The sequence below is a fragment of the Micromonospora qiuiae genome, assembly GCF_016863555.1.
Classification (GTDB): Bacteria; Actinomycetota; Actinomycetes; order Mycobacteriales; family Micromonosporaceae; genus Micromonospora; species Micromonospora qiuiae.
Genome location: NZ_BOPC01000017.1, coordinates 1 through 26,922, shown reverse-complemented (window position 1 = coordinate 26,922; position 26,922 = coordinate 1). Strand labels below are relative to the sequence as shown.

Sequence of the window (26,922 nt, the reverse complement as noted above, 5' to 3'; positions counted from 1 at the left end):
AGCGCTCGACATGCCGGCCGAACACGTCGACTGGGCACCGCCGTCTTCTGCGGCGGTCCGAGTGTTCGTCATCAGTTGGTCGCTCGGGCGCTCGGCGAGGCGTCAGTCGCGGTGGTGCCGGCCGCTGGGTCGCAGCGAACGGCGGGTTTTCTTCGGCGCGGGCTCGTCGTCGGCGATCGGGCGGCTGAGCTCGGCCACCCAGTGCACGTACTCTTCGTCCTGGGCTGCCAGCGGTTCCTCGCGCTCGGCCGCCGTGGCATCGGAGCGCGACCCGCCGCGTCGGAACAGACCGCGCCGGCCGCTCTTGTCGCGGCGGTCGCCGCCGTCCGGCTGTGCCTCTTCCGCGCGGGCGGCGGGCGGTCTGGTGAACGCGGCTGACACATCGCGGATGGCAGCTGCCGGGTCGGTGGAGATGCGCGGAACGGGAGCGCTGCGGGTCGCCGCCGCGTCGTGCGCAGGATCCGGTCGGGCCGGACCGCCCGGTGGGCCGGGATCGGTTGCGATACCGGCTGGTGGTGCCTCCGATCCGGCGACCGGCTCCGTTCCTCCGGCCGATCGTGGCTCTTTCTGGTGGTCGGCCGGCTGCTCGGTCTCAGCCGGTCGTGGCTCCTTCTGGCCGGGGGCCGGTGGCTCGGCGTCGACCGGGGGGACGTGTTCGTCGACTGTGGGCAGCGGAGCGGGCTGCTGGGTGGGAGTGAGCTTCCACGTGGTCGCCCGGCCCAGGTCGGGCATCGGGAACTGGTGCCGGGGTCGTGGTGGCGCCTCGGCCGGTGTGGCCTCGCCCGCGCCGCCGCTGGTCGGGGTGCCGCTGGTCGGGGCGCTCTCCGGGGCTGTGGTCCGCACCGCTGCCGGAATGTCGCTGCCGTCGCCCACCGGCGACGAGTCGACCGAGGGCTCGACGGGCATGGCGTCCGCCGGTCGGTGGGGGCCGCCCTCGTCGATGCCCGGGCCGGCGAGGGTCGAGACGGCGGGGGGCGAGGCGGTGGGGGGCGAGGCGGTGGGGGTCGAGGCGGTGGGGGTCGAGCCGGTGGGGGGCGAGCCGGTGGGGGTTGGGGCGGCGGGGGTGGGGGCGACCGGGGGCGAGGCGGCGGGGTTGACCACATTGGCCGGCGGAGGTCCGGGCAGCGACGTGCCCGGCGTCGCTGGCGGGGTGCGTGGGGTGATCCGATCGTCTGGCCAGTGCCAGTGCGGTGGCGAGCCGAGCGGCTCCGCTTGCTGTGCGGTGTCGCCGCCGGCCAGCGGCAGTACGGGCGGTCGGCCGGCTGGCCGCAGCGGTTTCGCGGCGGTGGGCGTACTGGTGCTGGCGGTCGCATCCGGGCCGCGGCCGGTGGCGATGGCCGGGCTGGTGGGGGCGGTGGCCGGGCTGGTGCTGGTTTCCGCGCTGGTGCTGGGGCCGGTCGGCGTGGGCAGCGCTGGCGTGGCGGGCAGCGGCGGCAGGACTGCGCTCGGCTCGATGGCTCCCGTCGCCGGGGAACGGCCGGGCGACCAGGGCACCAGCGCGGCGGCGGCCGAGCCGAGCGCGCCGACGGCGACGGCGATCAGGGCCCCGTAGTACGGCGAAAGCTGGTAGCGATCACCAATGCCACCTGGCCCGGCGGCCAGGTAGGCGAACGCCACCAGCAGCGGTCCGGCGGCGCCGCTCGGCCCACTGACCAGCGGGGGATACCTGTACCAGCGGGCCAACCCTCCGGTCGCCGCACCGACCAGCAGGGTCAGCGTCGGCAGGATCAGCAGGGCCAGTTGCTGCGCCGTGTCGGCGTCGAGCCATGCCGGTTCCAGCACGCCGAGACGTACCGGGGCCAGCGGCCCACTGGCCCCCAGCGCCGGGGCGACCGCCAGCAGCGCCAGCAGCCACATCACCCCGGCGACGGCGGCCACGTTCCAGGCGAACGGTGGCCGCATCAGCACGGCCAGTGCGGCACCGACGCCGATCACCGCGCCGAGCATGGCGCAGATGGCCACAGCCCATACCGGATCGATCGTCACGACCTCGGCGCTGCGGGCCGGCTGCATGCACAACGGCGCCACGACCATGGCGCCCAGGGCGGCGCTGGCGGCGACGGCCACCTGCCGTTCGGTGCCGGTGAGCCGTTCGTCACGACGGGCCAGTTGCTCGGTGAGCATGGCGCCGGCTACGGCGGCGTTCATCACGAACCAACCGACCCAGACGAGCTGGGCCGGCCACTGGTTGGCGGTGGCGCCGGTGAAGGCGCCGGTGAGCCTGATGATGCCGAAGCCGAAGGCGAGGCCGAGCTGGCCGGCCCCGACCAGCAGGCTGACGCCGAACGCTGTGAGCATCAGCCGGATCAACGTCCGATGGGCCATGACCGGCACGTTACGGTCCGTCGCCACCGATCGCCACCGGCGCGCCGGAAAAGAACGGAGTAGCTGCTCGCGGCGGTTTTACTTGAGCTCGACCAGCCGGGCCAGGTATGTCGTGTCGCCGATGTTGGTGAGCATGTGCACTGCGCCCGGATCGCGGTAGACCACCCCGCCGGTGGGCTCGTCCGCATCGATCTTGACGCCGTCGACGGTCTGGATCACGTTCTTCGCGCCCTGCACGGCCACCACGAGGTACGGGTGGTCGTGCCGGTGCAGCGGCTGCCCCTCGCCCGGCTCCAGCCGGATGTGCCAGACCCGCACCCGGTCGTTCTCGAAGACGATCTCCTGGCCCACCGGACCGAGAACGAGGTCCGCCTCGGGCGAGTGAGGGTCGAGCGGTGATTCGGTCATCTGGTTCCCTTCAGTTTGGGAAGCACCTCGGCGGCGATGAGCTCCAGGTGATCCAGGTCGGTCAGGTCGATCAGACGTAGGTGGACCCGCTCGGTGCCGATCTCCGCGAACTCACCGATCCGGTCGACCAGCTGTTCCGGCGAGCCGACCACCTGGTCCTCGGGCGGCAGAGCGCTCTTGACGTTCAGGGGCGCGGCTCGTCGCCGGGATTCCGCGTCCGTCCGCCCGATGGCCACCACGATGCCGGCGGAGAGCATCAGCGGTGGGCGTCCGGTGGCGGCGCGATCGACCCGCTCCGACGCCTCCCGCGCCCGCTCGTACGCCTCGCTGGTCTGCTCGACGCTGGTGAACGGCACATTGAACTCGTCGGCGTGCCGGGCGGCCAGTTCCGGGGTGCGCTTGACGCCGCGACCGCCGACGATCACCGGCGGCCCGGGGGTCTGCACCGGCTTGGGCAGGGCGGGGGCGTCGATCAGCCGGTAGTGGTCACCGGTGTAGCTGAAGGCCGCGCCCGAGGGGGTGCGCCACAGGCCGGTGATCACTTCGAGTTGCTCGCCGAGCCGGTCGAAGCGTTCGCTGGTGCCGGGGAACGGGATGCCGTACGAGAGGTGCTCTCGGGCGTACCAGCCGGCGCCGATGCCCAGTTCGACGCGGCCGCCGCTCATCTGGTCCACCTGCGCCACCATGACCGCCAGTGGTCCGGGCAGCCGGAAGGTCGCCGAGGTGACCAGGGTGCCCAGCCGGATCCGGCTGGTCTCGCGGGCGAGCGCGGCGAGCGTCAGCCAGGCGTCGGTCGGGCCGGGCAGTGCCGGTTCGTCGCTCATGGACTGGTAGTGGTCGGCCCGGAAGAAGGCGTCGTACCCGCTCTCCTCGGCGAGTCGGGCGAACCGGAGCTGCTCGTCATAGCTGGCACCCCGGTGCGGCTCCGTGAAGACGGTCACCCGCACGTTCATCGCCTCTCCGCGCCGACGTTCGCCGGCTGGTCGCGTTCCATCAGCAGCTCGTGCAGGTCGGCGCTGACCTGGGCGACCTCCGCCAGGTGGGCGTTGCGGCCGAGGGTCCGGGGCCGGGGAATCGTCACCTCGACGACCTTGCGGATCCGGCCGGGGCGCGGACTGAGCACCACCACCCGGTCGGCGAGCAGCACCGCCTCGTCGATGGAGTGGGTGACGAAGACGACCGTCGCGCCGTTGCGCATGTGCACTCGTTGCAGTTCGCCGGCCAGTTCTTCCCGGGTGAGCGCGTCCAGCGCGGAGAAGGGCTCGTCCATCAACATCACCCGGGGGTCGCCGATCAGCGACCGGCACAGCGACACCCGCTGCTGCATGCCACCGGAGAGCTCATGCGGCAGCCGCTTCTCGAAGCCGGCCAGCCCGGCGACGTCCAGCAGTTGCCGGGCCCGGTCTCGGTGGTCCGCGCGCTTCCAGCCGAAGATCTCCACCGGCAGCAGGACATTGTCCAGGACTGTGCGCCACGGCAGCAGGGCCGGTCGCTGGAACAGCATTGCGATGTCCGGCCGTGGTCCGCTGACCGCCTTGCCGTCCACGGCGATCTCGCCCGAAGTGACCGGGATCAGGCCGGCGATCAGCCGCAGCAGGGTGGACTTGCCGCATCCGGAGCGGCCGAGCACGGCGACGAACTCGCCCTCGGCCACGTCGAGGTCGATTCCGCGCAGCGCTTCGACCCGGCCGGCGCGGCCGTCGAAGGTGCGCGACACCTCGGACAGACGGATCATTTCCGGCGAGCCTCCGCTGAGTGGGCGGTCAGAAATCCGCCAAAGGCTATCCGCCCGGACCCGTATCGCACCGTCCGGGGTGGACAACCCTTTGTATCCGTTCCGCAACCGGATACGCCTGGCGTCGCAAAGGTGATGTTCTCGTACGCTGTGCCCGCGAAGTGTCCCCCACGTACGCGGTGTCGGCTTCCGCCCCGGCTGCCGGTGCCGCCCGACAACTCCCTCCCGGCGGCTCGACACCCCGGCTGGAAAGGACAAGGTGCATTGATGAGAAGGCTGACCCGTACGGTCGCCGCGGCCACCATGGCCACCGCGCTCGCCCTGGTTTCGGCATGCGGATCCGACGACGCCGACGGCAAGGGCGGCGTGGGCTCATCCCTTGAGCAGGTGACCTACCTCACCTCCTTCGGCAACTTCGGGCGCGACTCGTACGCCTGGGTGGCCAAGGAGAAGGGTTTCTTCAAGGACGCCGGCTTCGATGTGGAGATCAAGCCCGGGCAGGGCACCGGCGCGGTGATCCAGACAATCGTCGGCGGGCAGGCGCACTTCGGCCCGGTGGACCTGACCGGTTCTCTGCTCCAACTCGGCAACGGTGACGCCAAGGACTTCGTCGCGGTGGCGGCCATCCAGCAGCGCACCATGGCCGCCATCGCCACCGTCGAGGGCACGGGCATCAACACCCCGAAGGACCTGGAGGGCAAGAAGCTCGCCGACACCCCCGGCTCGGTGGTCCGCAACCTGTTCCCGACGTACGCGCGGATGGCGGGCGTCGACCACAACAAGGTGACCTGGGTCAACGGGGAGGCCCAGACGCTGATGGGCACGCTGGCCTCGGGCTCGGTGGACGGCATCGGCCAGTTCGTCGTCGGCCAGCCGACCATCGAGGCGGTGACCAAGAAGAAGGCCGTCCTGCTGCCGTACAGCAACGTGATGACCGACCTCTACGGCAACGTGTTGATCACCTCCAAGCAGATCGCCAGCGAGAAGCCGGAGATGGTCAAGCGGTTCACCGCGGCGCTGCTCAAGGGTCTGGAGTACGCCCTGGCCAACCCGCAGGAGGCGGCGGAGATCCTGGCGAAGAACGCCGAGGCGGTGAACCCTGCCGCAGCCGCCGCCGAGCTGCAGCTGATGGCCGGTTACGTCCGCTCCAGCAACTCCGGCACCGCGCTCGGCACGCTGGACAGCGGTCGGGTCGCCAAGAGCATCGCGATCCTGCGTGGTGCCGGCGCCCTGAAGTCGGACCTCACCCCCGATCAGGTCATCGACTTGAATCTCGTGCCAAAGGCCTGAGGCTGACGGTACCGACACGGGGTGCGCCACACCGGGCGACCGGTGGGGCGTACCCCTTCCCTTGCCCGCGCCAGAGCACCCGAATCGCAGGAGGATCCCGATGACCGACGTGCGCCCACGGCAGCCGGAGGCGGCGCTCGAGCCCGCGCCGTCCCCGGCGACATCGCCCGGCCGGCGATGGCGCTCCGACGACCTGCGGCCCGTCGCCACCGCGGCGCTGCTGCCGGTCGCCGGTCTGCTGATCGCCCTCGGTCTCTGGTGGCTGGTCGCCCGGCTGGAGTTGATCCACCCCGCCGCCCTGCCGCCCCCCGCCGACGTGCTGGCGGCCTTCGCCGCGCGGCCGGAACGGCTGTTGGCGCACACCCTCGACACCACTGGCGAGATCCTGCTCGGCTTCGCGCTCTCCGCGGGGGCGGGAGTGCTGCTCGGTCTGGCGCTGGCCGCCTCCCGGACGGTCGAGCGGATGTTCACCCCGCTGCTGGTCGCCATCAACGCGGTACCGAAGATCACACTCGGGCCGCTGCTGGTGGTGGCGCTGGGCTGGGGCCAGAAACCCATCCTGACGATGGTGTTCCTGCTCTGCTTCTTCCCGATCGTGCTCTCCACCGCGACCGGCTTGACCACCACTCCGGCGGAGCTGGCCGAACTGGTCCGCTCCTACAACGCCTCGCGCTGGCAGGCGTTCCGCAAGGTCCGCTTCCCAGCCGCGCTGCCGCAGATCTTCGTCGGCCTCAAGGTCGCCATGCCGCTGGCCGCGATCGGTGCGGTGATCGGTGAGTTCCAGGCCGGGGAGAGTGGTCTCGGGTACGTCATCCAGCAGTACGCGGGCATCGGGGACACCGCCACCGCCTGGGCGGCGATCATGCTCGTGGCCGGTGTCAGCATCCTGCTCTACGCCGCGCTGGTGCTCCTTGAGCGCCGCAGCCTGCCCTGGCTGCGGGAGACCACCTCCAGCCGCTGAGTCAGCTCGCCAGCCGCCACCGACCATTGCGGGCCACCAGTGTGGTCAACGCCTGGGGCATCAGTCCGGAGTGGTTGTCCGGCGTCATCCGGATGGGCCCGGACAGGCCGTCCAGCTGGGAGGTCTCCAACAGGTTCCGGATGCCCTCCCGGTCGACCTGGCCGGCCTGCCCACCGGCCCGTAGTTCGGCATCGGCGATGAGCTGGACGGCGTCCGCGGCGAACGACGACGAGCCGTGGTATCCGCCGAAACGGGCGGTGTAGCCCTGGAACCACTGTCGGCGTGCGGCCTTCGCGGGCGTGGTGGCGATCACATCGTCGATCACCAACGTCTGGGTGAAGACCAGGGTCGCCCGCTCGGCGGCCTTGGCCGACGGGCCGAGGAAGAGGTCCCCCGCGGCCAGGGCGTCCAGGAACAGGCCGCCGGTGAAACCGAGGCGCCGGGCCGCGCTCGCGGCGAGCATGGCCTGCTCCGGCGGGGTCCAGATGACCAGCGCCTCAGGCGCGGCCGAGGTCAGCTGGTTGGCCTGCCGGTCGACCTCGGTGTCGGTGTCCCGGACCGACGCCTCGGCCACCACCTTGATGCCGGCCTTGTCGAATTCGCGGCGCAACGCCGTGGCGCCCTCCCGCCCGTAGGGGTCGTTGCTGCGCAACAGGCCGACCGTGTCGATGCTGCGTCGGCTCAGCTCGACGGTGAGCGCGCTGGCGTTGTCGGCCGGGTTGGGCGCCAGCTTGAACATGTATCGGCGGTCCGCCACCGGGTTGGCGACGGCGTCGGCCGCAGCGAGCGCGACGGTGGGGACCTGTTTCTCGTTGACGGTGCGGGCCGCGCCGACCGCGCATTCATGGCAGCCGCCCATGATGATGGCGCTGACTCGCTGGTCGTTGCTGAAATCGGCCACGTTGCGCAGCGACTCGCTGGCGTCGGAACGGTTGTCCTTCACCAGGAGTTCGATCGATCGGCCGTTCAGTACGCCCGAGGCGTTCAACTGATCGCGCTTCAGTTCCAGGGCCTGCCGGTACGCCTTTCCGACGCCGGCCGCCGCGCCGGACAGTTCCAGGTCGGCGGCGATCACGATGGGAGAGGTGTCCTGCTCCTGCCCACCGAACTGGCAGCCGGTGAGGGTGGTGGCCAGCAAGGCCGACGCGAGCGCCGCGGCGCTCGCGGAGCGGAACGTCGTCAACTGTTTCCTCCTGATGCGGCATGGTGCGTTGCCGGTCACCGGCGGCGCGACCATCCACAGTGGAGATTAGGGGTGCGCCTGCCGTACGGTGTGCGCGGAAGCCTGCAAAACCTTGCCAATGCCAGGCGCTGTGGTCAAGCGGGGCGATCGGCGGCGTTTCGGGACGCGAATCCCACATGTTGGGGTAACGCAATGTTTTCCGATGCTCACGCTCGCGACACGCGTGGCCACTCTGGAGGTACCTGCCCTGATCAAGGGCACCGGCGAAATGTAGGTATTAGTTGTTCCGATCAGTCGATGCGCGCCCTCCAACCGTTTTCTGCCCTCCTGCGGCTTCCCAAACACGATCCCGTCTGATGAAATCGCGGCCGGGCCACGCATGGCGCCGGCCGTCGCTGCCCCCACGGATCGACGGATCAGGCGTGGAGAAACCGACGGAGGCGATGTCGTGAGCACCGGACCGACGCCCCTGCCCGCCAGCGGTGACGCCGCGCAGACCGGACGCCCTCGGCTACCCCGTCTAGGGGACGTGCGGATCCGGTCCAAACTGGCGCTGATCCTGGTGGTTCCGGTCGCTGCGGTCATCGCACTGGCCACGGTCCGCCTGGTCTCCGTCGGTGCGGGGGCCTACGACGCGACTCAGGCCCGTTCGCTCACCGCGCTCTTCACCAACGTCTCGGCGCTGACGGACGACCTGCATGCCGAGCGGATGGCGGCCGCCGCCTACCTCGCCAGGCCGGGGCAGGAACAGGCCGACGCGTACAAGCTCCGGGTTCGCCGGACGCAGGAGCGGATCGACGACTACCGCGTCGAGCGGGCCAAGGTCGATGGGGCTCCCTCCGCCGTACGCGAGCGGCTGGCGGCCATCGACGAGCACCTGGACACCCTCGACGGCACCCGGCAGGAGATCCTCGGCCGGCAGCAGATGGAGGTGGCCGAGGCGGCCCTGCGCTACGGCGTGGTCCTGGCCGACCTGGTCGCCTACGGTGACGGGCTGGCCCAGTTGCCCGGTGAGGAGCGCCTGGCCGACAGCCGGCGGGCAGTTGCCTCGTTCGCCCGCGCCAAGGCGGCCGTCGCCGAGGAGGAGTCGGTCACGTTCACCGCGCTGTCCGCCGGTCGGCTGGACAACGAGCAGTTCTCCGCCTTCGTGGCCACGCTGACCGGTCAGCAGGAGGCGCTGCTGGCCTTCTCGCTGGCCGCCGACCCCGTCCAGCGCGCGCTGGTCGAACGCACCGTCTCCGGCGACGCCGTGGTGCTGGCCGACCGGATCGCCACCGACGTCAGCCGCTCGGTGAACCAGCGCTCACCGGTCACCGCCGAGGAGGCCACCGCAGCGATCGGCGCGGTGCACGAGCTGATGCGGTGGGCGGAGATCGAGTTGCAGGACCGCCTGCTCGACCAGGCCGAGCAGGCCCGCTCGGACGTCGTCCGGCAGGCCGTGATCGAGACGACGCTGGTGCTGCTCACCCTGCTCATCGCGGTGACCCTGGCGGTGGTGCTGGCCCGCTCGCTCAACCACTCGCTGCGCCGCCTGCGCGAGGGCGCCCTCTCGGTGGCCAACCACGACCTGCCGGAGGCGGTGCGCCGGCTACAGGAGATCGGCAACCTCAGCGACGGCAGCGTCGAGAAGATCGTCCGCGAGGTACGGGATCCGATCAAGCTCGACAACCGCGACGAGGTGGGTCAGGTCGCCTCGGCGTTCAACGTCGTACACCGTGAGGCGGTCCGGGTCGCGGCCGAGCAGGCGGCTCTGCGGGCCAGTGTCTCGGCCATGTTCCTGAACCTGGCCCGGCGCAGTCAGACCCTGGTCGACCGCATGATCGGTGAGCTGGACGCGATCGAGCGCGGCGAGGAGGACCCGAAGCGCCTCGCCCGGCTGTTCGAACTCGACCACCTGGCCACCCGGATGCGCCGTAACGACGAGAACCTGCTCGTGCTGGCCGGGGCGGACTCGACCGTGCCGCGCCGGGACGACGCGTTGCTGGTGGACGTGCTGCGAGCGGCGCAGTCCGAGGTGGAGTTCTACAACCGGATCGAGTTCGGCACGGTCGACACGGATGTCTCGGTGGCCGCGCACGCGGTCAACGACGTGGTACGGCTGGTGGCCGAGTTGCTGGACAACGCCACCCGCTTCTCGCCACCGAACACCACCGTGGTCGCCGACGGCCGGCGGATCCGGGACTACGTCCTCATCCAGATCGAGGACCGGGGCCTCGGCCTGACCGACGAGCAACTGGACTCGCTCAACCGGCGGCTCGCCGAGCCGCCGGGCGTGGACGTGGGGGCGTTCCGGCTGATGGGTCTCGCCGTGGTCAGCCGGCTCGCGGCCCGGTACGCCATCCGGGTCGACCTGCGCCGCAACGTCGAGGGCGGCATCGTGGCACAGGTCACCCTGCCCGCCGCCACGGTGGTCCTGCCGAACCGGAGACGTGAGCAGAGCATCACGAGGCCGCGCCAGCCGCTCGCGGTCGAGCAGGCCCCGGCGGCAGGGGCGAACGGCAGTGACCCGTTCGGCGGGGCGGGACGCACCACCACCACCACGCTGAGCGATCGGTGGCGCAGCGGCACGACGTCGACCACGCCCTGGCCGACCACCGAACCGGCACCGGAGCAGACCGGAGCCGACACCCGACCGCCGGCCTTCGCCGGCGGGTTCAGCGCCGGTACGCCCACCGTCGCCCAGCCGACCCTCGACCCGCTGCCCCGACGTGGCGCGAACCCCGAGCCGGCCACGCCCGTGCTGCCGGTGGGACCGGTCGCCGGTGCCGGGGCCGGCGCCCCGGCCAGCTTCGCCGAGAACACCAACCCGAGCTCCGGTGGTGCGGGTTACGGCGACTCGGCCTTCGGCGGTCTGGGGGCCAGCCTGGCCGCCACCGCCCCGGCCGCGACCGGACCGATCACCGCCCCGCCCGAGCCGCAGGCCGAGGCGCCGATCTTCCGGGAGATGGAGGCGGTCTGGTTCCGGGCGCACGGCGACGACGCGACCGCCATCTTCAGCCGGCCACAGTTCGACGAGCCGCCGGCGCAGCCGGCCGCTGGTGGCACGCCACCGGCCGTCGAGCCGACCCGGGGGCGGGAGCCGCTGCCCACTCGTACGCCGGGTGCGGCGGCCGGAACCACCACGCCACCGGCGGCCGACCCGCTGCCCGGCGCGGCATCGGAGGCGACGCCGCAGTCCGGCGGGCCGGCGGACGACGCCTGGCAGACGGCGGCTGACGAGGGCTGGTCGCTGGCCAGCCGGGCCGCCGAGCCCATCCCCGCCGGTACCACCCGCTCCGGCCTGCCGAAGCGGGTGCCGCAGGCGCAACTCGTACCCGGCGGGATCGAACCGCGTGGTGGGCCCGAACGGGGCCGCCGCACGCCGGACGAGGTACGCGGCCTGCTGTCGGCGTACCACCGCGGGGTTCAGCGCGGCCGGACGGCCGGCGCGAGTCAGAACAGCACCTCGACCAAGGAGACGAGCCGATGAACAGGCCGGCTGCCATGCAGGACATGGGTTGGCTGCTCACCAACTTCGCCGACAGCGTGGCGGGTATCGCCCATGTCGTGGCGGTGTCCGCGGACGGGCTGCTGCTCGCCTCCTCGCGCGACCTGCCGGCGGACCGGGCAGACCAGCTCGCCGCGATCACCTCCGGCGTGGTCAGCCTCACCGAGGGGGCCGCGCGGATGTTCAGCGCCGGTGGGGTGTTGCAGACGGTCATCGAGATGGACAGTGGCTACCTGTTCCTGATGTCAATCAGTGACGGCTCGTCGATGGCGGTGCTCGCGGCGCGCAGCTGCGACGTCGGCCAGGTGGGGTACGAGATGGCCCTGCTGGTGGAGCGGGTCGGCGCGGCGCTGGTACCGCTGCCCCGGGACGCGGTGCGGTCGTAACCCGTGCGGTGTGACGGCGGACGAGGAAGGAGGTGATCGCGGATGGAGCACCGGCGTGACCCACGCGGTGAGTTGGTGCGGCCCTATGCGGTCACCCGGGGCCGCACCGAGCCACGCCAGGACATCGCACTGGAAGCGGTGCTGATGGCCAGCCCCACCCAGATCGCCGAGTCGCGGTTCGCCGGGCATGACAAACATCGCATCGCGATGGTCTGCGAGGGCCGGCCCGAGTCGCTGGCGGAGATCGCCGCGTACACCCGGTTACCGCTGGGTGTCGCCCGGGTGCTGGTCGCCGACATGGTGGCCGAGGGCCTGTTGACGCTACAGACTGCCGCTCCCGCCACGGGATACGTGGAGCGGATGGAAATGCTGGGAAGGGTGCTGAGTGGACTTCGCGAGCTATGACCCCGCCGGGGCCCGCCAGAGCCGGGGAATCATCTCCGCGAAGATCGTCGTCGCGGGCGGCTTCGGTGTCGGCAAGACAACGCTGGTCGGTGCGATCTCCGAGATCACGCCGTTGACCACCGAGGCGGTGATGACCGCGGCGGGCGTCGGCATCGATGATCCATCGAAGGTGCCGGGCAAGGAGACCACCACGGTCGCCATGGACTTCGGCCGGATCACCATGGCGCAGGATCTGATCCTGTACCTCTTCGGTACACCCGGGCAGACCCGGTTCTGGTTCATGTGGGACGAGATCATCAGGGGCGCGGTGGGCGCTGCGGTCCTGGTGGACACCCGCCGGATCGCCGACGCGTTCGCACCGCTGGACTACTTCGAGAACCGCAACCTGCCGTACGTGGTCGCGCTCAACCGGTTCGACGGCGCGCCACAGTACGAGGTGGAGGAGGTCCGCGAGGCGCTGGCGATCTCACCGGACGTGCCGCTGGTGTTGTGCGACGCCCGGCGGCGGGAGTCCGCCAAGCAGGTGTTGATGACCGTCGTCGAGCACGCCATGCGACGCCTGCAGGCCGAGCACGATCGGGGCCACGCAACCCCGGTCGGCTGAGCGGCAATTTGTCGTTTTCTGGCGGCACGTCCCCGCTCGTCTCCACCTCCCCGGAGTTGCGGAAGACCGTTCTGACCTGCGAAGATATAGGGTCCCCTCGAATGTCACGCAGCGTGAAGAAAGCTTCACTTTGCGTGCTGATCACGGTCTGCGCCACCCGAGGGGCACGGAGGCAGCTCTCCGTCGACCACGGCGGCGTGCCCGCGCAGGGTGAGCAGGTGGCCGGCCGCCTTGATGGTGACCGCCCGCCGAGGCAGTTCGTCGACGAGCACCCGAACCAGTGCGCCGAGCCGGGCCCGGCTCGGCGCACTGACCGGTGCGCGCAGCGGGTCCTCGGCGCCGGGGCCGGCCTGCTCTCTGGCCTGGGCCGCACCGCCGCCGGCCGCCGGTGGGGACCCCGTTTTGACCGGCCGGTGGGCCTGCCGGTATCGTTTCCTGCTGTTGTACGACATCTGTGGGCGTGCCGCCTGAGGTACGCTTGGTCGTTCGTGCGCGCTGGTCCGGCCGGGAAGTCCTGGTCATCTCGGCGCGTGACCCCAGACCGACGACGAGACAAGGTAAACCTGTGCGTACGTACAGCCCGAAGCCGGGTGAGATCGAGCGTCAGTGGCACGTCATCGACGCCTCTGATGTCGTGCTGGGCCGCCTGGCCACCCACGCCGCCACGCTGCTGCGGGGCAAGCACAAGCCGACTTTCGCGCCGCACGTCGACACGGGCGACTTTGTCGTCATCGTGAACGCGGGCAAGGTCGCGCTGACCGGCAACAAGCGCCAGCAGAAGATTGCCTACCGTCACTCCGGATACCCGGGCGGCCTGAAGCGGGTCGGCTACGAGGAGCTGCTGTCCAAGCGCCCCGACCGGGCCGTGGAGCTGGCCGTCAAGGGCATGCTCCCGCACAACAAGCTCGGCCGTAAGCTGATCAAGAAGCTGAAGGTCTACGCCGGTGCGGAGCACCCGCACGCCGCGCAGCAGCCGGTGCCGTTCGAGATCAAGCAGATCGCGCAGTGAGCGCGGGCGAAGGAATCAGCATGACCGACATCACCGCCACCGAGGTTGCCCCCGAGGCTGCCGAGGCGCCGGCGCCCGTCGCCCGCGCGCCTCGTGGTGACCGCCCGATCCAGACCGTGGGTCGGCGCAAGGAAGCCATCGTCCGGGTCCGGATCGTGCCGGGCTCCGGCCAGATCATCTGCAACGGCCGGGCTCTGGATGCCTACTTCCCGAGCAAGGTGCACCAGCAGATGATCAAGGACCCGCTGGTCACCGCCGAGAAGGCCGAGTCGTTCGACGTCATCGCCAACCTGCACGGTGGCGGCACCAGCGGCCAGGCCGGCGCGCTGCGGCTCGCCATCGCCCGGGCACTGATCGTCAGCGAGCCGGACGACCGCCCGGCGCTGAAGAAGGCCGGCTTCCTGACCCGCGACGCTCGGGTCAAGGAGAGCAAGAAGTACGGCCTCAAGAAGGCCCGTAAGGCTCCCCAGTACTCCAAGCGCTGATCTCCAGCCGCATCTTGTACGTCTGACGAACGGCCGGTCCGCCTCCCCTCACCAGGGCAGAGGCGGGCCGGCCGTTTCGTTCTCTCTCATCGGGCAGTTCATCGGAGGTTGGCGGGTATGGGCCGGTTGTTCGGCACGGACGGCGTACGCGGGCGGGCGAACGCCGATCTCACCCCGGAGTTGGCGCTCGCGGTGGCCGTCGCGGCCGCCCACACCCTCGCTGAGTCGGATCGCAGCCGCGCTCCGCTGGCCGTGGTCGGCCGGGACACCCGGGCCAGCGGCGAGATGCTGGAGGCGGCCGTGGTGGCTGGGCTGACCAGCGCCGGCGCGACGGTCGTCCGGGTCGGCGTACTGCCTACCCCGGCGGTGGCGTTCCTCACTGCCGAGGCCAAGGCGGATCTCGGCGTGATGCTGTCCGCCTCGCACAATCCGATGCCCGACAACGGGATCAAGCTCTTCGCCGCCGGTGGCCACAAGCTGCCGGACGAGATCGAGCTGCGGATCGAGGCGGCCATCGAGGCCAACGCCACCACCGCCTGGGAACGTCCGGTCGGCGCGGGGGTGGGTCGGGTGCACGACCTGCTCGATGGCGCCGACCACTACGTGCAGCACCTCGTCGGGACGGTGCCGCACCGCCTCGACGGGATCAAGGTCGTGGTCGACTGCGCCAACGGCGCCGCCGCCGAGGTGGCACCGGCGGCGTACCGGGAGGCCGGCGCCGAGGTGGTCGCGATCCACGCCGAGCCGGACGGGCTCAACATCAACGACGGGTGCGGGTCCAACCACATCGCGGCCCTGCGTCAGGCCGTGGTCGAGCACGGCGCGCACCTGGGCATCGCGCATGACGGCGACGCCGACCGCTGCGTCGCGGTGACCGCCGATGGTGACGAGGTCGACGGCGACCAGGTGATGGCGATCCTGGCGTTGGCCATGCGGGAGGCCGGGACGCTCGCCGGGGACACTCTGGTAGCCACGGTGATGAGCAACCTGGGCCTGCGCCAGGCCATGTCCGCCGAGGGAATCCGGCTGGTCGAGACCAAGGTCGGCGACCGGTACGTGCTGGAGGAGCTGCGCGCCTCCGGGCTGGCGCTGGGCGGCGAGCAGAGCGGACACATCGTCATGCCGGCGTACGCCACCACCGGCGACGGGGTGCTGACCGGGCTGCACCTGATGGCGCGGATGGCGGCCACCGGCCGTACCCTGGCGGATCTCGCCGCCGTGGTGACCAAGCTGCCGCAGGTGCTGATCAACGTGCCGGTCGGCGACCGCACCATCGGCGCCTCCGCCCCCGCCGTTCGCGCCGAGGTCGAGCGGGCCGAGGCCGAGCTGGGCGAGAGCGGCCGGGTGCTGCTACGTCCCTCCGGCACCGAACCCCTGGTCCGGGTGATGGTCGAGGCCGCCACCGAGGCGACCGCCCGCGAGGTCGCCGAGCGCATAGCCACCCACGTCCGCACCGCCAGCCCGGCCTGAGGTGTAAGGAAGGGCCCCTTCTTAACGCCTCGTGTATAGGAAGGGCCCCTTTTTAACACCGGCGGGCAGTTACCTTCGCGGTGCGGCATTGCGTAACCGGGACACCGCCTCGGCGAGCACCTCCGGGCGTTTGCAGAAGGCGAACCGGACCAGCCGTCGGCCTGCCTCGGGGTCGTCGTAGAAGACCTGGGTGGGTACGGCCACCACGCCGCACCGCTCGGGCAGCGAGCGGCAGAACTCGACACCGTCGGAGCCGCCGAGGGCGGTGACGTCGACGGTGACGAAGTACGTCCCCTCTGGCGTGAGCACGTCGAAGCCGGCGTCGGCCAGCCCGCCGACGAGCTGGTCCCGACGGGCCCGCATGCCGGCTTCAAGATCGGTGAAGTAGGCGTCGGGCAGCGCCAGCGCCACCGCGACCGCCGGCTGCAGGGGCGCGGCGTTGACGAAGGTGAGGAACTGTTTCACCCGGAGCAGCGCCGACACCAGGGCCGCCGGGCCGCTGGCCCAGCCCACCTTCCAGCCCGTGCAGGAGAAGGTCTTGCCGGCCGAGGAGATCCGCAGGGTGCGGTGTCGCATGCCGGGCAGCGCCGCCAGCGGCACGTGCCCGGACGCGGCGTCGGCGAAGACCAGGTGCTCGTACACCTCGTCGGTGACGGCGTACGTGCCGTGCTCCTGGCACAGTTCGGCGATCAGCGACAGTTCGGCCGGGGTGAACACCTTGCCGGTCGGGTTGTGCGGGGAATTCACCAGCACCAGCCGGGTGCGCGGGCCGAACGCGGCGCGCAGCGCCGCCGGGTCGAAGGCGTACCGTCCGTCGGGGCCGGGGCGCAGCGTGACCGGCCGCCGCACGGCACCGGCCAGCGCGATCGAGGCGGCGTACGAGTCGTAGTACGGTTCGAAGCAGACCACCTCGTCACCCGGCTCGCAGAGGGCGAGGATCGCTGCGGCGACCGCCTCGGTGGCGCCGGCTGTGACCACCACCTCGCCGTCCGGGTCGTACTCCAGGCCCCAGAAGCGTTGCTGATGAGCTGCGACGGCCGCGCGGAGCTCGGGGATCCCGGGGCCGGGTGGGTACTGGTTACGGCCGGAGCGCAGCGCCTCGGCCGCGGCGGCCAGCATCTCCGGCGGGCCGTCGGTGTCTGGGAAGCCCTGCCCGAGGTTGACCGCGCCGGTGCGGACGGCGAGGGCGGACATCTCGGCGAAGATCGTCGTGCCGAACGGGCGCATCCGGCTCACCAGCGGGTCGGCATCGGTGCTCGTCACGCCCGTCAGGGTACGGGTGTGAGGTCTCGTCGCGCCCGGGCCGACCTGGGTGCTTTGTGACCCAGATCACCGCGCGATGCCCGATCGCTCAGATTGAGTGATTATTTACCCCCCTTTCGCGCAGATATCTTGAGCGAAACTGGTTAGGCTGCCACCCATGTGTGGAATCGTGGGGTACGCCGGTGGTCGACCGGCACTCGGCATCGTGCTGGACGGACTGCGCCGGCTGGAGTATCGCGGCTACGACTCGGCCGGCGTTGCTGTGGCCTGCGACGGTGAGCTGCTCACCGAGAAGAAGGCCGGCAAGCTGGCCAACCTGGAGAAGGTGCTCTCCGAGCGGGCCGCCGAGGATCCGACCGCCTGTGGCGCCAGCCCGATCGGCATCGGCGACGGCACCACCGGCATCGGCCACACCCGGTGGGCCACCCACGGCGGCCCCACCGACCGGAACGCCCACCCGCACCTGTCGCCCGACGGCCGGGTCGCGGTGATCCACAACGGCATCATCGAGAACTTCGCCAAGCTCCGTGCCGAGCTGGAGGACGAGGGTGTCCAGTTCGCCAGCGACACCGACACCGAGTGCGCCGCGCACCTGATCGCCAAGGCGCTGGCCGAGCTGCGCGCGGCCGGTCAGCCCGACGGGCCGCAGCTGCTCGCCGCCGCCATGCGAGTGGTCTGCCAGCGACTGGAGGGGGCGTTCACGCTGCTCGCGGTGGATGCCGCGGTGCCCGGCGCGGTGGTCGGCGCGCGGCGCAACTCGCCGCTGGTGGTCGGCCGTGGAAACGGGGAGAACTACCTCGCCAGCGACGTCGCCGCGTTCATCGAGCACACCCGCGACGCGGTCGAGCTGGGCCAGGACCAGATCGTCCTGATCACCGCCGACAGCATCGAGATCACCGACTTCGCCGGCCAGCCCGCCAGCGGCAAGGATTTCCACATCGACTGGGACTCCTCGGCCGCTGAGAAGGGCGGCTACGACTGGTTCATGCTCAAGGAGATCGCGGAGCAGCCGGAGGCCGTCGCCGACACGCTGCTCGGCCGGCTGACCGAGTCCGGCGAGATCATGCTCGACGAGGTTCGCCTCAGCGACCAGGATCTGCGCGACGTCGACAAAGTCTTCATCGTCGCCTGCGGCACCTCCTACCACGCCGGGATGGTGGCCAAGTACGCCATCGAACACTGGACCCGCATCCCCTGCGAGGTGGAGCTGGCCAGCGAGTTCCGCTACCGCGACCCGGTGCTGGACCGGTCCACCCTGATCGTGGTGATCTCGCAGTCCGGCGAGACGATGGACACCCTGATGGCGCTGCGGCACGCCAAGGACCAGAAGGCACGGGTGTTGGCCATCTGCAACACCAACGGCTCCACCATTCCCCGCGAGTCCGACGCGGTCCTCTACACGCACAGCGGGCCGGAGATCGCCGTCGCCTCCACCAAGGCGTTCCTCACCCAGCTGGTCGCCTGCTACCTGATCGGCCTGCACCTCGCTCAGGTGCGGGGCGTCAAGTACGCCGACGAGGTGGCGGCCGTGGTGGAGCAGCTGCACCAGGTGCCGGAGAAGCTGCGGGAGCTGCTCGGACGGATCGAGCCGGTCCGCGAGCTGGCCCGCGAGCTGCGCTCCGAGCCGACGGTGCTGTTCATCGGCCGCCACGTCGGCTACCCGGTGGCGCTGGAGGGCGCGCTGAAGCTCAAGGAACTGGCGTACATGCACGCCGAGGGCTTCGCCGCAGGCGAGCTGAAGCACGGCCCGATCTCGCTGATCGACCAGGGCACCCCGGTGATCTGCGTGGTCCCCTCGCCGATCGGTCGCGGCCTGCTGCACGACAAGGTCGTCTCCAACATCCAGGAGGTACGCGCCCGGGGCGCCCGCACCATCGTGATCGCCGAGGAGGGCGACCAGTCCGTCGTCCGGTACGCCGACCATCTGATCTACGTGCCGCGTACGCCGACGTTGCTCGCGCCGCTGGTGACCACCGTGCCGTTGCAGGTCTTCGCGGCGGAGATCGCCGCAGCCCGGGGACACGACGTCGACCAGCCGCGTAACCTCGCCAAGTCCGTCACCGTCGAGTAGTTGTCGGGTCACTGGCCCAGCACCACCCGTGCCATGCCGTCCAGGGCCGGATTGTCCGGATGCCAGTAGCCGGTGTGGCCGTACCGACCGCTGGGGAAGGTCCGGCCGCCGAAGGTCGGCTCGGCCGGGTCGCGTCCGAACCAGCGTTCGTCGCCCGGCCCGGTCAGCAGCCCGGTGATCGCGGCGACCGGGGAGGTGCCGAGCAGCGCCTGCCGGACCAGGTCGTCCGGCGGGCGGGTCAGCCGGATCACGTCGTCCGGCGCGGTGCTGGCCCACACCTGCCCCGGTGGCACACCCAGCTCGGCGGCGTGCGCCACGCCGACCCCGGGCGAGCCGAGGAAAACCAGTGCGTCCGCGGCGAGCCCGTGGTCGCGGGCGGTCGTGCCCACCACCAGTGATCCGTAGCTGTGCCCGAGCACGGTCTGCCGGGCCGGCGGGCCGTCGTGGGTGGCCCGCAGCCCCTCCTGGAACCGGTGCAGCGCCTCGCCCGCCGCGCGGGCCTGCCCGTCCCGAGCCGCCTCGTGGAGGAAATCCGGGGCGTCGTAGTCCAGCCAGAGCACCGCCGAGGTCTCCTCGCCCGGCGCCAACTCGGCACAGCGGGACAACACCCGGCCCGCCCGCCCCAGTTCGTCGGTGGCGTCGTCGAGCCCGGCGGTCATCCCTGGCACGTACGTCAGGACGCCGGTGGCGCGATCCGGATTGCCGAGCGCCACCACCGTCCGCCCCTCGCCGCCGACCTCCAGCCCGAGCAGGTAGGCCCGGGGTGGCTGGGGCGAGTCCAGCCGGGCGGCGAGCGCGTCCAGGCCGGCCAGGGCCGCGTCGACGCGGCGCAGCCCGGCCAACTCGGCCGGTCCGCGCGGCACCCGGGCCAGCAACCGGCCCCACTCCGCGCGCAGCTCCTCCCGTCGGGCCCCCAGCAGCGATCGGTTGGCCTGGTCACGAGCGTCGACAGGGATTCCGTCCAAACCGGCGAGCAGCTCGGGTTCGTGCTGCACGAGCCAGCGCCGCTGCGCCGGTGTGAGCCCGGCCCACCAGCGGTTGACCAGGGCGGGATCCGCATCCGGGGCGGGCCGGTCCGGTGGCGGCCGGACGACCCAGCCGGAGCCGGCGTCCGCCGCCAGTTGACCGAGTCGATCGGCGGCCTCCCGGTCGGCGGCCGCTGCCAGGGCGAGCGCGTCGTGGATGGCCGCAGCCACCGGGACCACCGTGGGACCGGCCCGGTCGGCCGGCACCCGGCTCGGATCGGGGCATGCCCGCCCCCACCGGTCGATCAGCACCCCGGCGGTGTCGGCGAGGGCCACCGCCGCAGCCAGCCGTGCCCGCGCGACCGCCAGCCGCGCGGCGAACTCGGCGAGGATCTGATCGACCTCGATCACGGCGGGCACGAGCGTGATCAGCTCGGCTCGCAGGCCCGACAGCCGGGACTGGGCTGACGTGCCGGCCCGGCCCGACCAGCCCGAACGCAGGGCCGATGCGTCCCCTGCCAGCTCACCGGCGCGCCGTTCGGCCAACCCGGCCAGGCCCGCCCAGGCCGTGCCGGCGGCCCGCCAGGCAGCCGGATCGGCTGTGGCGAGCTGCGCGTAGCCGACCCGTGCCGACGGCCGATCCGACGCCGAACCGGTCATCGACCCAGGCCCGACAGGCGGGTGGCGGCCCGTGCGTCCACCGACTCGTACGCCCCGGCGGCGGCGCGTATCGCGGCACCGGTGTCGGTGATCCGGCCGCCGAGTCGGCCGGCCCAACCGTGCACCGCCGCCTCCAGGGCCGCCAGCGCCACGGCTGCCGACCACTGCGGTGCGGGTGCCGCCAGTCCCGGCACACCGGCCACCAGCCCGTGGGCCAGCCGGTGGCCGGTGTCGCCGAGCGACCGCCCGACCCGGCGCAGCAGCTCCGGCCGCACAGTCAACTCCTCCTCGGTCATCCGCCCTCCCATCCCTGGCATCTGCGCCGACGACGCTAGGCCGCGCCGGGCACCGCGGGCGTGCCCTGTGGACAACCGGCGGTGGGCGTACCCCCGGACTGTCCACAGGCGTTGACCGGTGCGCGGCCGGCGGCTATCTTGCGGCCCTCGCACCGGTAGGGTGGGCCGCGTGATCGTCGCTGTCGGTATCGACGTCGTGCTGGTCGACCGGTTCGCCCGGGCACTGGTCCGCACGCCGCTGCTGGTCGAGCGGCTGTTCACCGAGGCCGAGCGGTACACCGCCGGTGGCGGTCGGCGATCCCCCGAGTCGATGGCGGCCCGCTTCGCCGCGAAGGAAGCGGTGGCCAAGGCTCTCGGCGCCCCGGCCGGACTGCACTGGCACGACTGCGAAATCGTGCCGGACTCCGACGGGCGACCCTGGTTGGCCGTCTCGGGCACGGTCGCCGCGGCGGCCACCGAACGCGGCATCAGTCGGTGGCATGTCTCGCTGTCGCACGACGGCGGGATCGCCTCGGCCATGGTGGTGGCGGAGAGCTGAGCGTCGGACGCGCCGGGCGCGGGAAACGAGGTGGGGCATGAGGCCGGTCTGGCGGGTGGCGGACGTGCGGACGGCGGAGAAGGCCCTGATGGCCACGCTCCCGCCCGGCACGCTGATGCAGCGCGCCGCCGCCGGGCTGGCCCGACGCTGCGCGCTGCTGCTGGCCGACCGGGGCGGGGTGTACGCCGCGCCGGTGCTGCTGCTCGTCGGCTCCGGTGACAACGGCGGCGACGCGTTGTACGCCGGTGCCCGCCTGGCCCGACGTGGGGCGGCCGTGTCGGCGTTGCTGCTGCGCCCGGACCGTGCCCACGCCGAAGGGCTGGCCGCGCTGCGGGCGGCCGGCGGCCGGATCGTGGACCGCCCGCCGGCCGTGGTCGACCTGGTGCTCGACGGCATCGTGGGCATCGGCGGCCACGGCGGGCTGCGGGAGACCGCCGAGCAGTTGGCGGCGAGCCTGATGCGGCACCGGGGCCGTGACGGTGAACGGGCGACGGTGGTGGCGGTGGACGTGCCCAGCGGCGTGGCGGTGGACACCGGGGCGGTGCCGCTGACCGCGTCCGGACGGCCCAACGCCGTACGGGCGGACGTGACGGTGGCCTTCGGCGCGCTGAAGCCGGCGCTGGCGGTCGGACCCGCCGCCGCGCTGGCGGGGCAGGTCGAACTGGTGGACATCGGGCTGCGACCGTGGCTGCGGGGCAGCCCGGCGCTGCGGGTCGTGGAGTGGTCGGACGTGGGCGACTGGTGGCCGCAGCTCGGCCCGGCTTCGGAGAAGTACACCCGGGGCGTGGTCGGGGTGGCCACCGGATCGTCGGCGTACCCGGGTGCGGCGGTGCTCTCCGTCGGTGGCGCGCTGGCCGGGCCGACCGGCCTGGTCCGCTACGCCGGGGGCGCCCGAGACGAAGTGTTGCGCGAACATCCCTCGGTGATCGCGTCCGGCCGGGTGGTCGACGCCGGCCGGGTGCAGGCCTGGGTCTGCGGCTCGGGGCTGGGCACCGACGAGCGGGCCGCCGCGGAGCTGCGCGCCGTGCTCGCCGCGCCGGTGCCGGTGGTGCTCGACGCCGACGCGCTGACTCTGCTGGTGGACGGCTCGCTCGCGGAGCAGCTGCGCCGGCGCGACGCACCCATCGTGGTCACCCCGCACGACCGGGAGTTCACCCGGCTCTGCGGCGAGGAGCCCGGCGCCGACCGGGTCGCCGCCACGCTACGCCTGGCCGCCTGGATGAACGCCGTGGTGCTGCTCAAGGGGGACCGCACGGTGATCGGCACGCCGGATGGCCGGGCGTACGTCAACCCCACCGGCACCCCGGCGCTGGCCACCGGGGGCACCGGCGACGTACTGGCCGGACTGCTCGGCTCGTTGCTCGCCGCCGGCCTCCCGGCGGAGCGGGCCGCCGCCGCGGCGGCGTACCTGCACGGCCTGGCCGGCCGCGAGGCGGCCCGCGGTGGCCCGGTCACCGCCTCGGACGTCGCGGCCGCGCTGCGTCCCGTGCTCGCTCGACTGACCACAGCGCGGACCTGGCCGGGGTGACCTGGGGGGATCCGCGCGGAAAGTAGGGTGGAGGCATGTGGCAGGCCGAGGTGCGCGTGGATCTTGACGCAATCCGGGAGAACGTGAGTCAACTGCGATCCGGCACCACCGCCGAGCTGATGGCGGTGGTGAAGGCCGACGGCTACGGCCACGGCCTGGTCCCGTCCGCCCGGGCCGCCCTGGACGCCGGGGCGGACTGGCTCGGCGTCTGCACCCTGGACGAGGCGCTGGCACTGCGCGCGGCCGGCATCGACGCTCCGGTGCTGGCCTGGCTGCTCGCGCCGGGACTGCCGCTGCACACCGGCGTCGCCGCCGACGTGGACCTGGGGGTGGCCAGCCTGCCGCAGCTCGACGAGACCGTCGAGTCGGCCCGGCACGCGGGACGCCCGGCCCGGCTGCACCTGAAGATCGACACCGGGCTGTCCAGGGGCGGGGCGACGGCCGCCGACTGGCCGGCCCTGCTCGACGCCGCCGCCAAGGCGCAGGCCGACGGGCTGGTCGAGGTGGTCGGGGTGTGGAGCCACTTCGTGTACGCGGACCTGCCCGGTCACCCGACCATCGACCGGCAGTTGGCCGTCTTCCACGAGGGCCTGGCCATGGTCGAGCGGGCCGGACTGCGCCCGCGCTACCGGCACCTGGCGAACTCGGCCGCCACGCTGACCCGGCCGGACACCCACTTCGACCTGGTTCGTCCAGGGTTGGCCGTCTACGGCCTCTCCCCGGTGGCGGGGGAGACCTACGGGCTGCGTCCGGCGATGACCGCCCGCGCCCGGGTCACGCTGACCAAGCGGGTCCCGGCCGGCTCCGGTGTCTCGTACGGCCACACGTACACCACCGAGCGCGAGGCGAACCTGGCCCTGGTGCCGCTCGGCTACGCCGACGGGGTGCCGCGGCACGCCTCGAACGCCGGCCCGGTGCAGCTCGGCGGAGCCCGCCGGACCATCTCCGGCCGGGTCTGCATGGATCAGTTCATGCTCGACTGCGGCGACGACCCGGTGGCCGCCGGCGACGTGGCCACCCTGTTCGGCGACGGCGCCGACGGCGAACCCACCGCCGACGACTGGGCCGAGGCGGTCGGCACGATCAACTACGAGATCGTCACCCGGTTCGGCAGCGCCCGGGTCCCACGGGTCTACGACGGTGAGTGATCGGCAACTCGTTCCCCGGCCGCGGACCGCCGCCGGGAAGGCGGCCGGTCTGGTCGGCGCCGCGCTCGGCGTGGCCGCCGCGGTGACCGCTGTCGGGGTCGCCACCGAACGCGCCCTGGTCCGTCGGCTGAAGGCCGACCCCACCGACCCGTACGCCGACGAGGTCTTCGGTGAGCAGTGGCACGACGTGGCGTACCGGTTGGAGATGCCCGACGGCACCGACATCCACGTCGAGGTGGTCGAGCCGACCCGCCCGGTCGAGGGCAACCCGACGGTGATGCTGGTGCACGGCTTCTGCCTGGACATGGGCACCTTCCACTTCCAGCGAAAGCTGCTCACTGAGCGGGGCGAGCACCGGATCGTCGCGTACGACCAGCCCGGGCACGGCCGCTCCGGGCGGCTGGAGAGCGGCGAGTACGACCTGATGGCGCTCGGGCACACGCTGCGCCGGGTGATCGACGAGGTCGCTCCGGACGGGTCCCTGGTGCTGGTCGGTCACTCGATGGGCGGCATGACCATCATGGCGCTGGCCGAGCTGTACCCGGAGATGTTCGGCGACCGGGTGGTGGGCACCGTGCTGATGGCCACCTCCGGCGGGCTGATGGCGGAGACGAAGCTGGTCGCACCGGCTCTGCTCGGCCGGGTCGGCGGTCCGGTGCTCCACATGGCCGGCAACGTCACCCGGTACGGCGGTGCGGTGATCGACCGGGCCCGCCGATCGACCAGCAACCTGGCCTGGCTGCTGACCCGCAGGTACGGCTTCGGCACCAGCCGGCCGAGCCCGGCGTTGGTGTCCTACGTGGAGGCGATGAACTCGCGTACCTCCGCCGACACGGTGACCCGTTATCTGCGTACCCTCGCCACGCATTCGCGGTTCCCGGCGCTGGCCGCGCTGGAGAGGACGCCCGTGCTGGTGATCGTCGGGGACAAGGACATGATCACACCAATGGTTCACTCGGAAGAGATCGTCCGGCGGTTGCCGCACGCCGAGTTCGTCAAGATTCCCGACAGTGGGCACGTGGTGATGCTGGAGCACGCCGACGAGGTCAACGCTGCGCTGATCCGCTTTCTCGACACCTGTGAAGGGGCACGGCGATGATCCGGGTCGAGCTGCCGACCGCCGCGGACACGCACGCCTTCGGGCGGCGGCTGGCCGACCTGCTGGGCGCCGGCGACCTGGTGCTGCTCACCGGCCCGCTGGGCGCCGGCAAGACCGCGTTGACCCAGGGCGTCGGCGCCGGGCTGGGGGTCCTCGGCGACATCACCTCGCCGACCTTCGTGATCGCCCGGGTGCACCGGCCGGACCCGACCGGTGGGCGGGGGGTGGCGCTGGTGCACGCTGACGCGTACCGGCTCGGCGACGCGAGCGATCCCCGGGCCGAGATCGACGATCTGGACCTGGACGCCTCGGTCGACGAGTCGGTGACCATGGTCGAGTGGGGCGAGGGACTGGTCGAGCAGTTGGCCGAGGCGCACCTGCGGATCCGGATCGACCGGCGGGACGACGACACCCGGGTCGCCGAGCTGGAGCCGGTCGGCGGCGACTGGGCGCGACGTCTGGCCGCCCTGGGCTGAGGGCTGTCGTACCCGATGCCTAGAGTGCGCGGGACGACTGCGAAAGGTTGCCGATGCCCGACGTTGCCCCGCTGGACCTGCTCGCCCTGCTGCCGGAGGGCTGGCGCGACGCCCTCACTCCGCACCTGGATCCGGCCCGCACGGCCGCGCTGGGTGAGTTCGTCGCCCGGGAGTACGCGACCGCCACGGTCTTCCCGCCGGTGGAGGATCTCTTCTCCGCCTATCGGCTCTGCGCGCCGTCGGATTGTCGGGTGCTGATCCTCGGCCAGGATCCCTACCACCGTGTCGGCCAGGCGCACGGGTTGAGCTTCAGTGTGCGCGAGGGGGTCTCGGTGCCGCCGTCGTTGCGCAACGTTTTCAAGGAGTTGGGCGAGGATCTGGGCGTGCCGAAGCCGCGTAGCGGCAATCTCGACGGTTGGGCGGCGCAGGGCGTGCTGCTGCTCAACTCGGTGCTGACCGTGCGGCAGGGCAGCCCCGGCTCGCACGCCAACCGGGGCTGGGAGGAGTTCACCGACGCCACCATCCGGGCGCTCGACGCCCTCCCGACGCGAGTGGTGTTTCTGCTTTGGGGCGGCTACGCGCGCAAGAAGGCGGCCCTGGTCAGCAACCCGCGGCACGTGGTGCTGGAGGCGGGCCACCCCAGTCCGATGAACCCACGCGGCTTCCTCGGCAGCCGGCCGTTCAGCGCGGCCAACAAGGCGCTCGCCGACGCCGGCCTGCCCACCATCGACTGGGAGCGGTCGGCTGGCTGAGCCTTGTGCTCCTCCCGCCACGCTGCCCGCACGTACCAGTGGTGGCATCCGCCTGGTTGGTCGGTGGAGCCGGTCGGACGACATCCCTTGACTGACATCGATCAATTGGATAACGATATCGGAAATAGATGCCGGCTTACGTCTTCAGTCTGGGGGTCAGTGGCGACGCAAAGTAGCAGTGGAGCACCCACACAACCGGCAGTCCGGCAATTCGCACAACCATGGCGCGGCATCGACGCGCGGTGACCGTCCCTCGACCACACGCACCCCGTCGATCACGTCACGCCGCCTCTCGCAAGGAGAAGCACGCCACCATGAACGAAGTCCCCACTCATCGCAAGAGTCGCCGACGCGGCCGCGTCAGGATGCTGGCTGCCG

At 72.0% G+C, this 26,922-nt stretch carries 24 protein-coding genes and 1 pseudogene; 16 read left to right on the top strand and 9 right to left on the bottom strand.

Translation table 11 applies throughout. The annotated features are described in order from the left end of the window. Nucleotides 1-102: 102 nt before the first annotated feature. The 4 genes from Vqi01_RS06775 to Vqi01_RS06760 all read right to left on the bottom strand — a co-directional run bounded on the left by Vqi01_RS06775 (nt 103) and on the right by Vqi01_RS06760 (nt 4,468). Nucleotides 103-2,325 (bottom strand): hypothetical protein, encoded by a 2,223-nt coding sequence (locus tag Vqi01_RS06775; RefSeq protein WP_204033706.1) that lies wholly within the window; start codon nt 2,323-2,325, stop codon nt 103-105. 78 nt (nt 2,326-2,403) lie between these two features. Next, complete coding sequence (locus Vqi01_RS06770; RefSeq protein WP_204033705.1) at nt 2,404-2,733, bottom strand: cupin domain-containing protein; 330 nt, start codon at nt 2,731-2,733, stop codon at nt 2,404-2,406. Next, nucleotides 2,730-3,680 carry an LLM class F420-dependent oxidoreductase gene (locus tag Vqi01_RS06765; RefSeq protein WP_204033825.1) on the bottom strand — a complete coding sequence of 317 codons (951 nt, stop codon included), beginning with the start codon at nt 3,678-3,680 and terminating at the stop codon, nt 2,730-2,732. Before Vqi01_RS06765 ends, Vqi01_RS06770 begins: the two co-directional genes overlap by 4 nt. 2 nt (nt 3,681-3,682) lie before the next feature. Further along, on the bottom strand, nt 3,683-4,468 hold the full coding sequence (locus Vqi01_RS06760) for an ABC transporter ATP-binding protein (RefSeq protein ID WP_204033704.1): 786 nt from the start codon (nt 4,466-4,468) through the stop codon (nt 3,683-3,685). 267 nt (nt 4,469-4,735) lie between these two features. Here Vqi01_RS06760 and Vqi01_RS06755 point away from each other — a divergent pair, with 267 nt between their 5' ends. Continuing rightward, nucleotides 4,736-5,758 (top strand): ABC transporter substrate-binding protein, encoded by a 1,023-nt coding sequence (locus Vqi01_RS06755; protein WP_204033703.1) that lies wholly within the window; start codon nt 4,736-4,738, stop codon nt 5,756-5,758. A gap of 100 nt (nt 5,759-5,858) precedes the next feature. Further along, a complete protein-coding gene (locus Vqi01_RS06750; protein WP_204033702.1) occupies nt 5,859-6,719 on the top strand; it encodes an ABC transporter permease in 861 nt (286 codons plus the stop codon). 1 nt (nt 6,720) lies between these two features. Here Vqi01_RS06750 and Vqi01_RS06745 read toward each other — a convergent pair whose 3' ends face one another. Then, on the bottom strand, nt 6,721-7,902 hold the full coding sequence (locus Vqi01_RS06745) for an ABC transporter substrate-binding protein (RefSeq protein ID WP_204033700.1): 1,182 nt from the start codon (nt 7,900-7,902) through the stop codon (nt 6,721-6,723). Between the two features lie 448 nt (nt 7,903-8,350). Here Vqi01_RS06745 and Vqi01_RS06740 point away from each other — a divergent pair, with 448 nt between their 5' ends. The 4 genes from Vqi01_RS06740 to Vqi01_RS06725 are packed head-to-tail and all read left to right on the top strand — an operon-like array spanning nt 8,351 to nt 12,784. After that, entirely contained in the window at nt 8,351-11,371 is a 3,021-nt protein-coding gene (locus tag Vqi01_RS06740) for a sensor histidine kinase (RefSeq protein WP_204033699.1), read from the top strand. After that, nucleotides 11,368-11,775, top strand: coding sequence for a roadblock/LC7 domain-containing protein (locus tag Vqi01_RS06735; RefSeq protein WP_030329975.1), 408 nt, complete (start codon nt 11,368-11,370; stop codon nt 11,773-11,775). Before Vqi01_RS06740 ends, Vqi01_RS06735 begins: the two co-directional genes overlap by 4 nt. Nucleotides 11,776-11,817: 42 nt before the next feature. Next, complete coding sequence (locus tag Vqi01_RS06730) at nt 11,818-12,180, top strand: DUF742 domain-containing protein (protein WP_204033698.1); 363 nt, start codon at nt 11,818-11,820, stop codon at nt 12,178-12,180. Then, nucleotides 12,161-12,784, top strand: a complete 624-nt coding sequence (locus tag Vqi01_RS06725) for a GTP-binding protein (RefSeq protein ID WP_204033697.1) — start codon at nt 12,161-12,163, stop codon at nt 12,782-12,784. The genes Vqi01_RS06730 and Vqi01_RS06725 overlap by 20 nt, the downstream gene beginning before the upstream one ends. Nucleotides 12,785-12,951: 167 nt before the next feature. On the opposite strand, the pseudogene Vqi01_RS06720 reads toward Vqi01_RS06725, so the two are convergent. Continuing rightward, nucleotides 12,952-13,113, bottom strand: a pseudogene (locus Vqi01_RS06720) (uroporphyrinogen-III synthase); the annotation flags it as partial. 236 nt (nt 13,114-13,349) lie between these two features. Here Vqi01_RS06720 and rplM point away from each other — a divergent pair. From rplM to glmM, 3 genes are all read left to right on the top strand, one after another. Continuing rightward, nucleotides 13,350-13,793, top strand: a complete 444-nt coding sequence (gene rplM / locus Vqi01_RS06715; RefSeq protein ID WP_204033696.1) for a 50S ribosomal protein L13 — start codon at nt 13,350-13,352, stop codon at nt 13,791-13,793. Between the two features lie 20 nt (nt 13,794-13,813). Further along, nucleotides 13,814-14,278, top strand: coding sequence for a 30S ribosomal protein S9 (gene rpsI / locus Vqi01_RS06710; RefSeq protein WP_204033695.1), 465 nt, complete (start codon nt 13,814-13,816; stop codon nt 14,276-14,278). A gap of 117 nt (nt 14,279-14,395) precedes the next feature. Beyond that, the gene (glmM, locus tag Vqi01_RS06705; RefSeq protein WP_204033693.1) at nt 14,396-15,748 is read left to right on the top strand and encodes a phosphoglucosamine mutase; all 1,353 of its coding nucleotides are present in this window, start codon (nt 14,396-14,398) and stop codon (nt 15,746-15,748) included. 69 nt (nt 15,749-15,817) lie between these two features. Here the strand turns inward: glmM and Vqi01_RS06700 are convergent, their stop codons facing one another. After that, a complete protein-coding gene (locus Vqi01_RS06700; protein ID WP_204033692.1) occupies nt 15,818-17,011 on the bottom strand; it encodes a pyridoxal phosphate-dependent aminotransferase in 1,194 nt (397 codons plus the stop codon). A gap of 157 nt (nt 17,012-17,168) precedes the next feature. Between Vqi01_RS06700 and glmS the strand changes: the two genes are divergently transcribed. Continuing rightward, entirely contained in the window at nt 17,169-19,082 is a 1,914-nt protein-coding gene (glmS, locus tag Vqi01_RS06695; protein WP_204033691.1) for a glutamine--fructose-6-phosphate transaminase (isomerizing), read from the top strand. Between the two features lie 8 nt (nt 19,083-19,090). On the opposite strand, the gene Vqi01_RS06690 is transcribed toward glmS, so the two are convergent. Continuing rightward, nucleotides 19,091-20,707, bottom strand: coding sequence for an alpha/beta hydrolase (locus tag Vqi01_RS06690; protein ID WP_204033690.1), 1,617 nt, complete (start codon nt 20,705-20,707; stop codon nt 19,091-19,093). After that, nucleotides 20,704-21,003, bottom strand: coding sequence for a type VII secretion target (locus Vqi01_RS06685; RefSeq protein WP_204033689.1), 300 nt, complete (start codon nt 21,001-21,003; stop codon nt 20,704-20,706). The genes Vqi01_RS06690 and Vqi01_RS06685 overlap by 4 nt, the downstream gene beginning before the upstream one ends. Before the next feature lie 169 nt (nt 21,004-21,172). Here Vqi01_RS06685 and Vqi01_RS06680 point away from each other — a divergent pair, with 169 nt between their 5' ends. The 6 genes from Vqi01_RS06680 to ung are packed head-to-tail and all read left to right on the top strand — an operon-like array spanning nt 21,173 to nt 26,544. Continuing rightward, entirely contained in the window at nt 21,173-21,541 is a 369-nt protein-coding gene (locus Vqi01_RS06680; protein WP_204033688.1) for a holo-ACP synthase, read from the top strand. A 37-nt stretch (nt 21,542-21,578) separates the two neighbouring features. Then, nucleotides 21,579-23,069 carry an NAD(P)H-hydrate dehydratase gene (locus Vqi01_RS06675; protein ID WP_204033686.1) on the top strand — a complete coding sequence of 497 codons (1,491 nt, stop codon included), beginning with the start codon at nt 21,579-21,581 and terminating at the stop codon, nt 23,067-23,069. 35 nt (nt 23,070-23,104) lie between these two features. Beyond that, nucleotides 23,105-24,217 (top strand): alanine racemase, encoded by a 1,113-nt coding sequence (alr, locus tag Vqi01_RS06670; RefSeq protein ID WP_204033685.1) that lies wholly within the window; start codon nt 23,105-23,107, stop codon nt 24,215-24,217. Continuing rightward, on the top strand, nt 24,210-25,316 hold the full coding sequence (locus Vqi01_RS06665) for an alpha/beta fold hydrolase (protein ID WP_204033684.1): 1,107 nt from the start codon (nt 24,210-24,212) through the stop codon (nt 25,314-25,316). The genes alr and Vqi01_RS06665 overlap by 8 nt, the downstream gene beginning before the upstream one ends. Continuing rightward, complete coding sequence (gene tsaE / locus Vqi01_RS06660; RefSeq protein WP_204033683.1) at nt 25,313-25,792, top strand: tRNA (adenosine(37)-N6)-threonylcarbamoyltransferase complex ATPase subunit type 1 TsaE; 480 nt, start codon at nt 25,313-25,315, stop codon at nt 25,790-25,792. The genes Vqi01_RS06665 and tsaE overlap by 4 nt, the downstream gene beginning before the upstream one ends. Before the next feature lie 53 nt (nt 25,793-25,845). After that, entirely contained in the window at nt 25,846-26,544 is a 699-nt protein-coding gene (gene ung, locus Vqi01_RS06655; RefSeq protein WP_204033680.1) for a uracil-DNA glycosylase, read from the top strand. Nucleotides 26,545-26,922 lie beyond the last annotated feature (378 nt).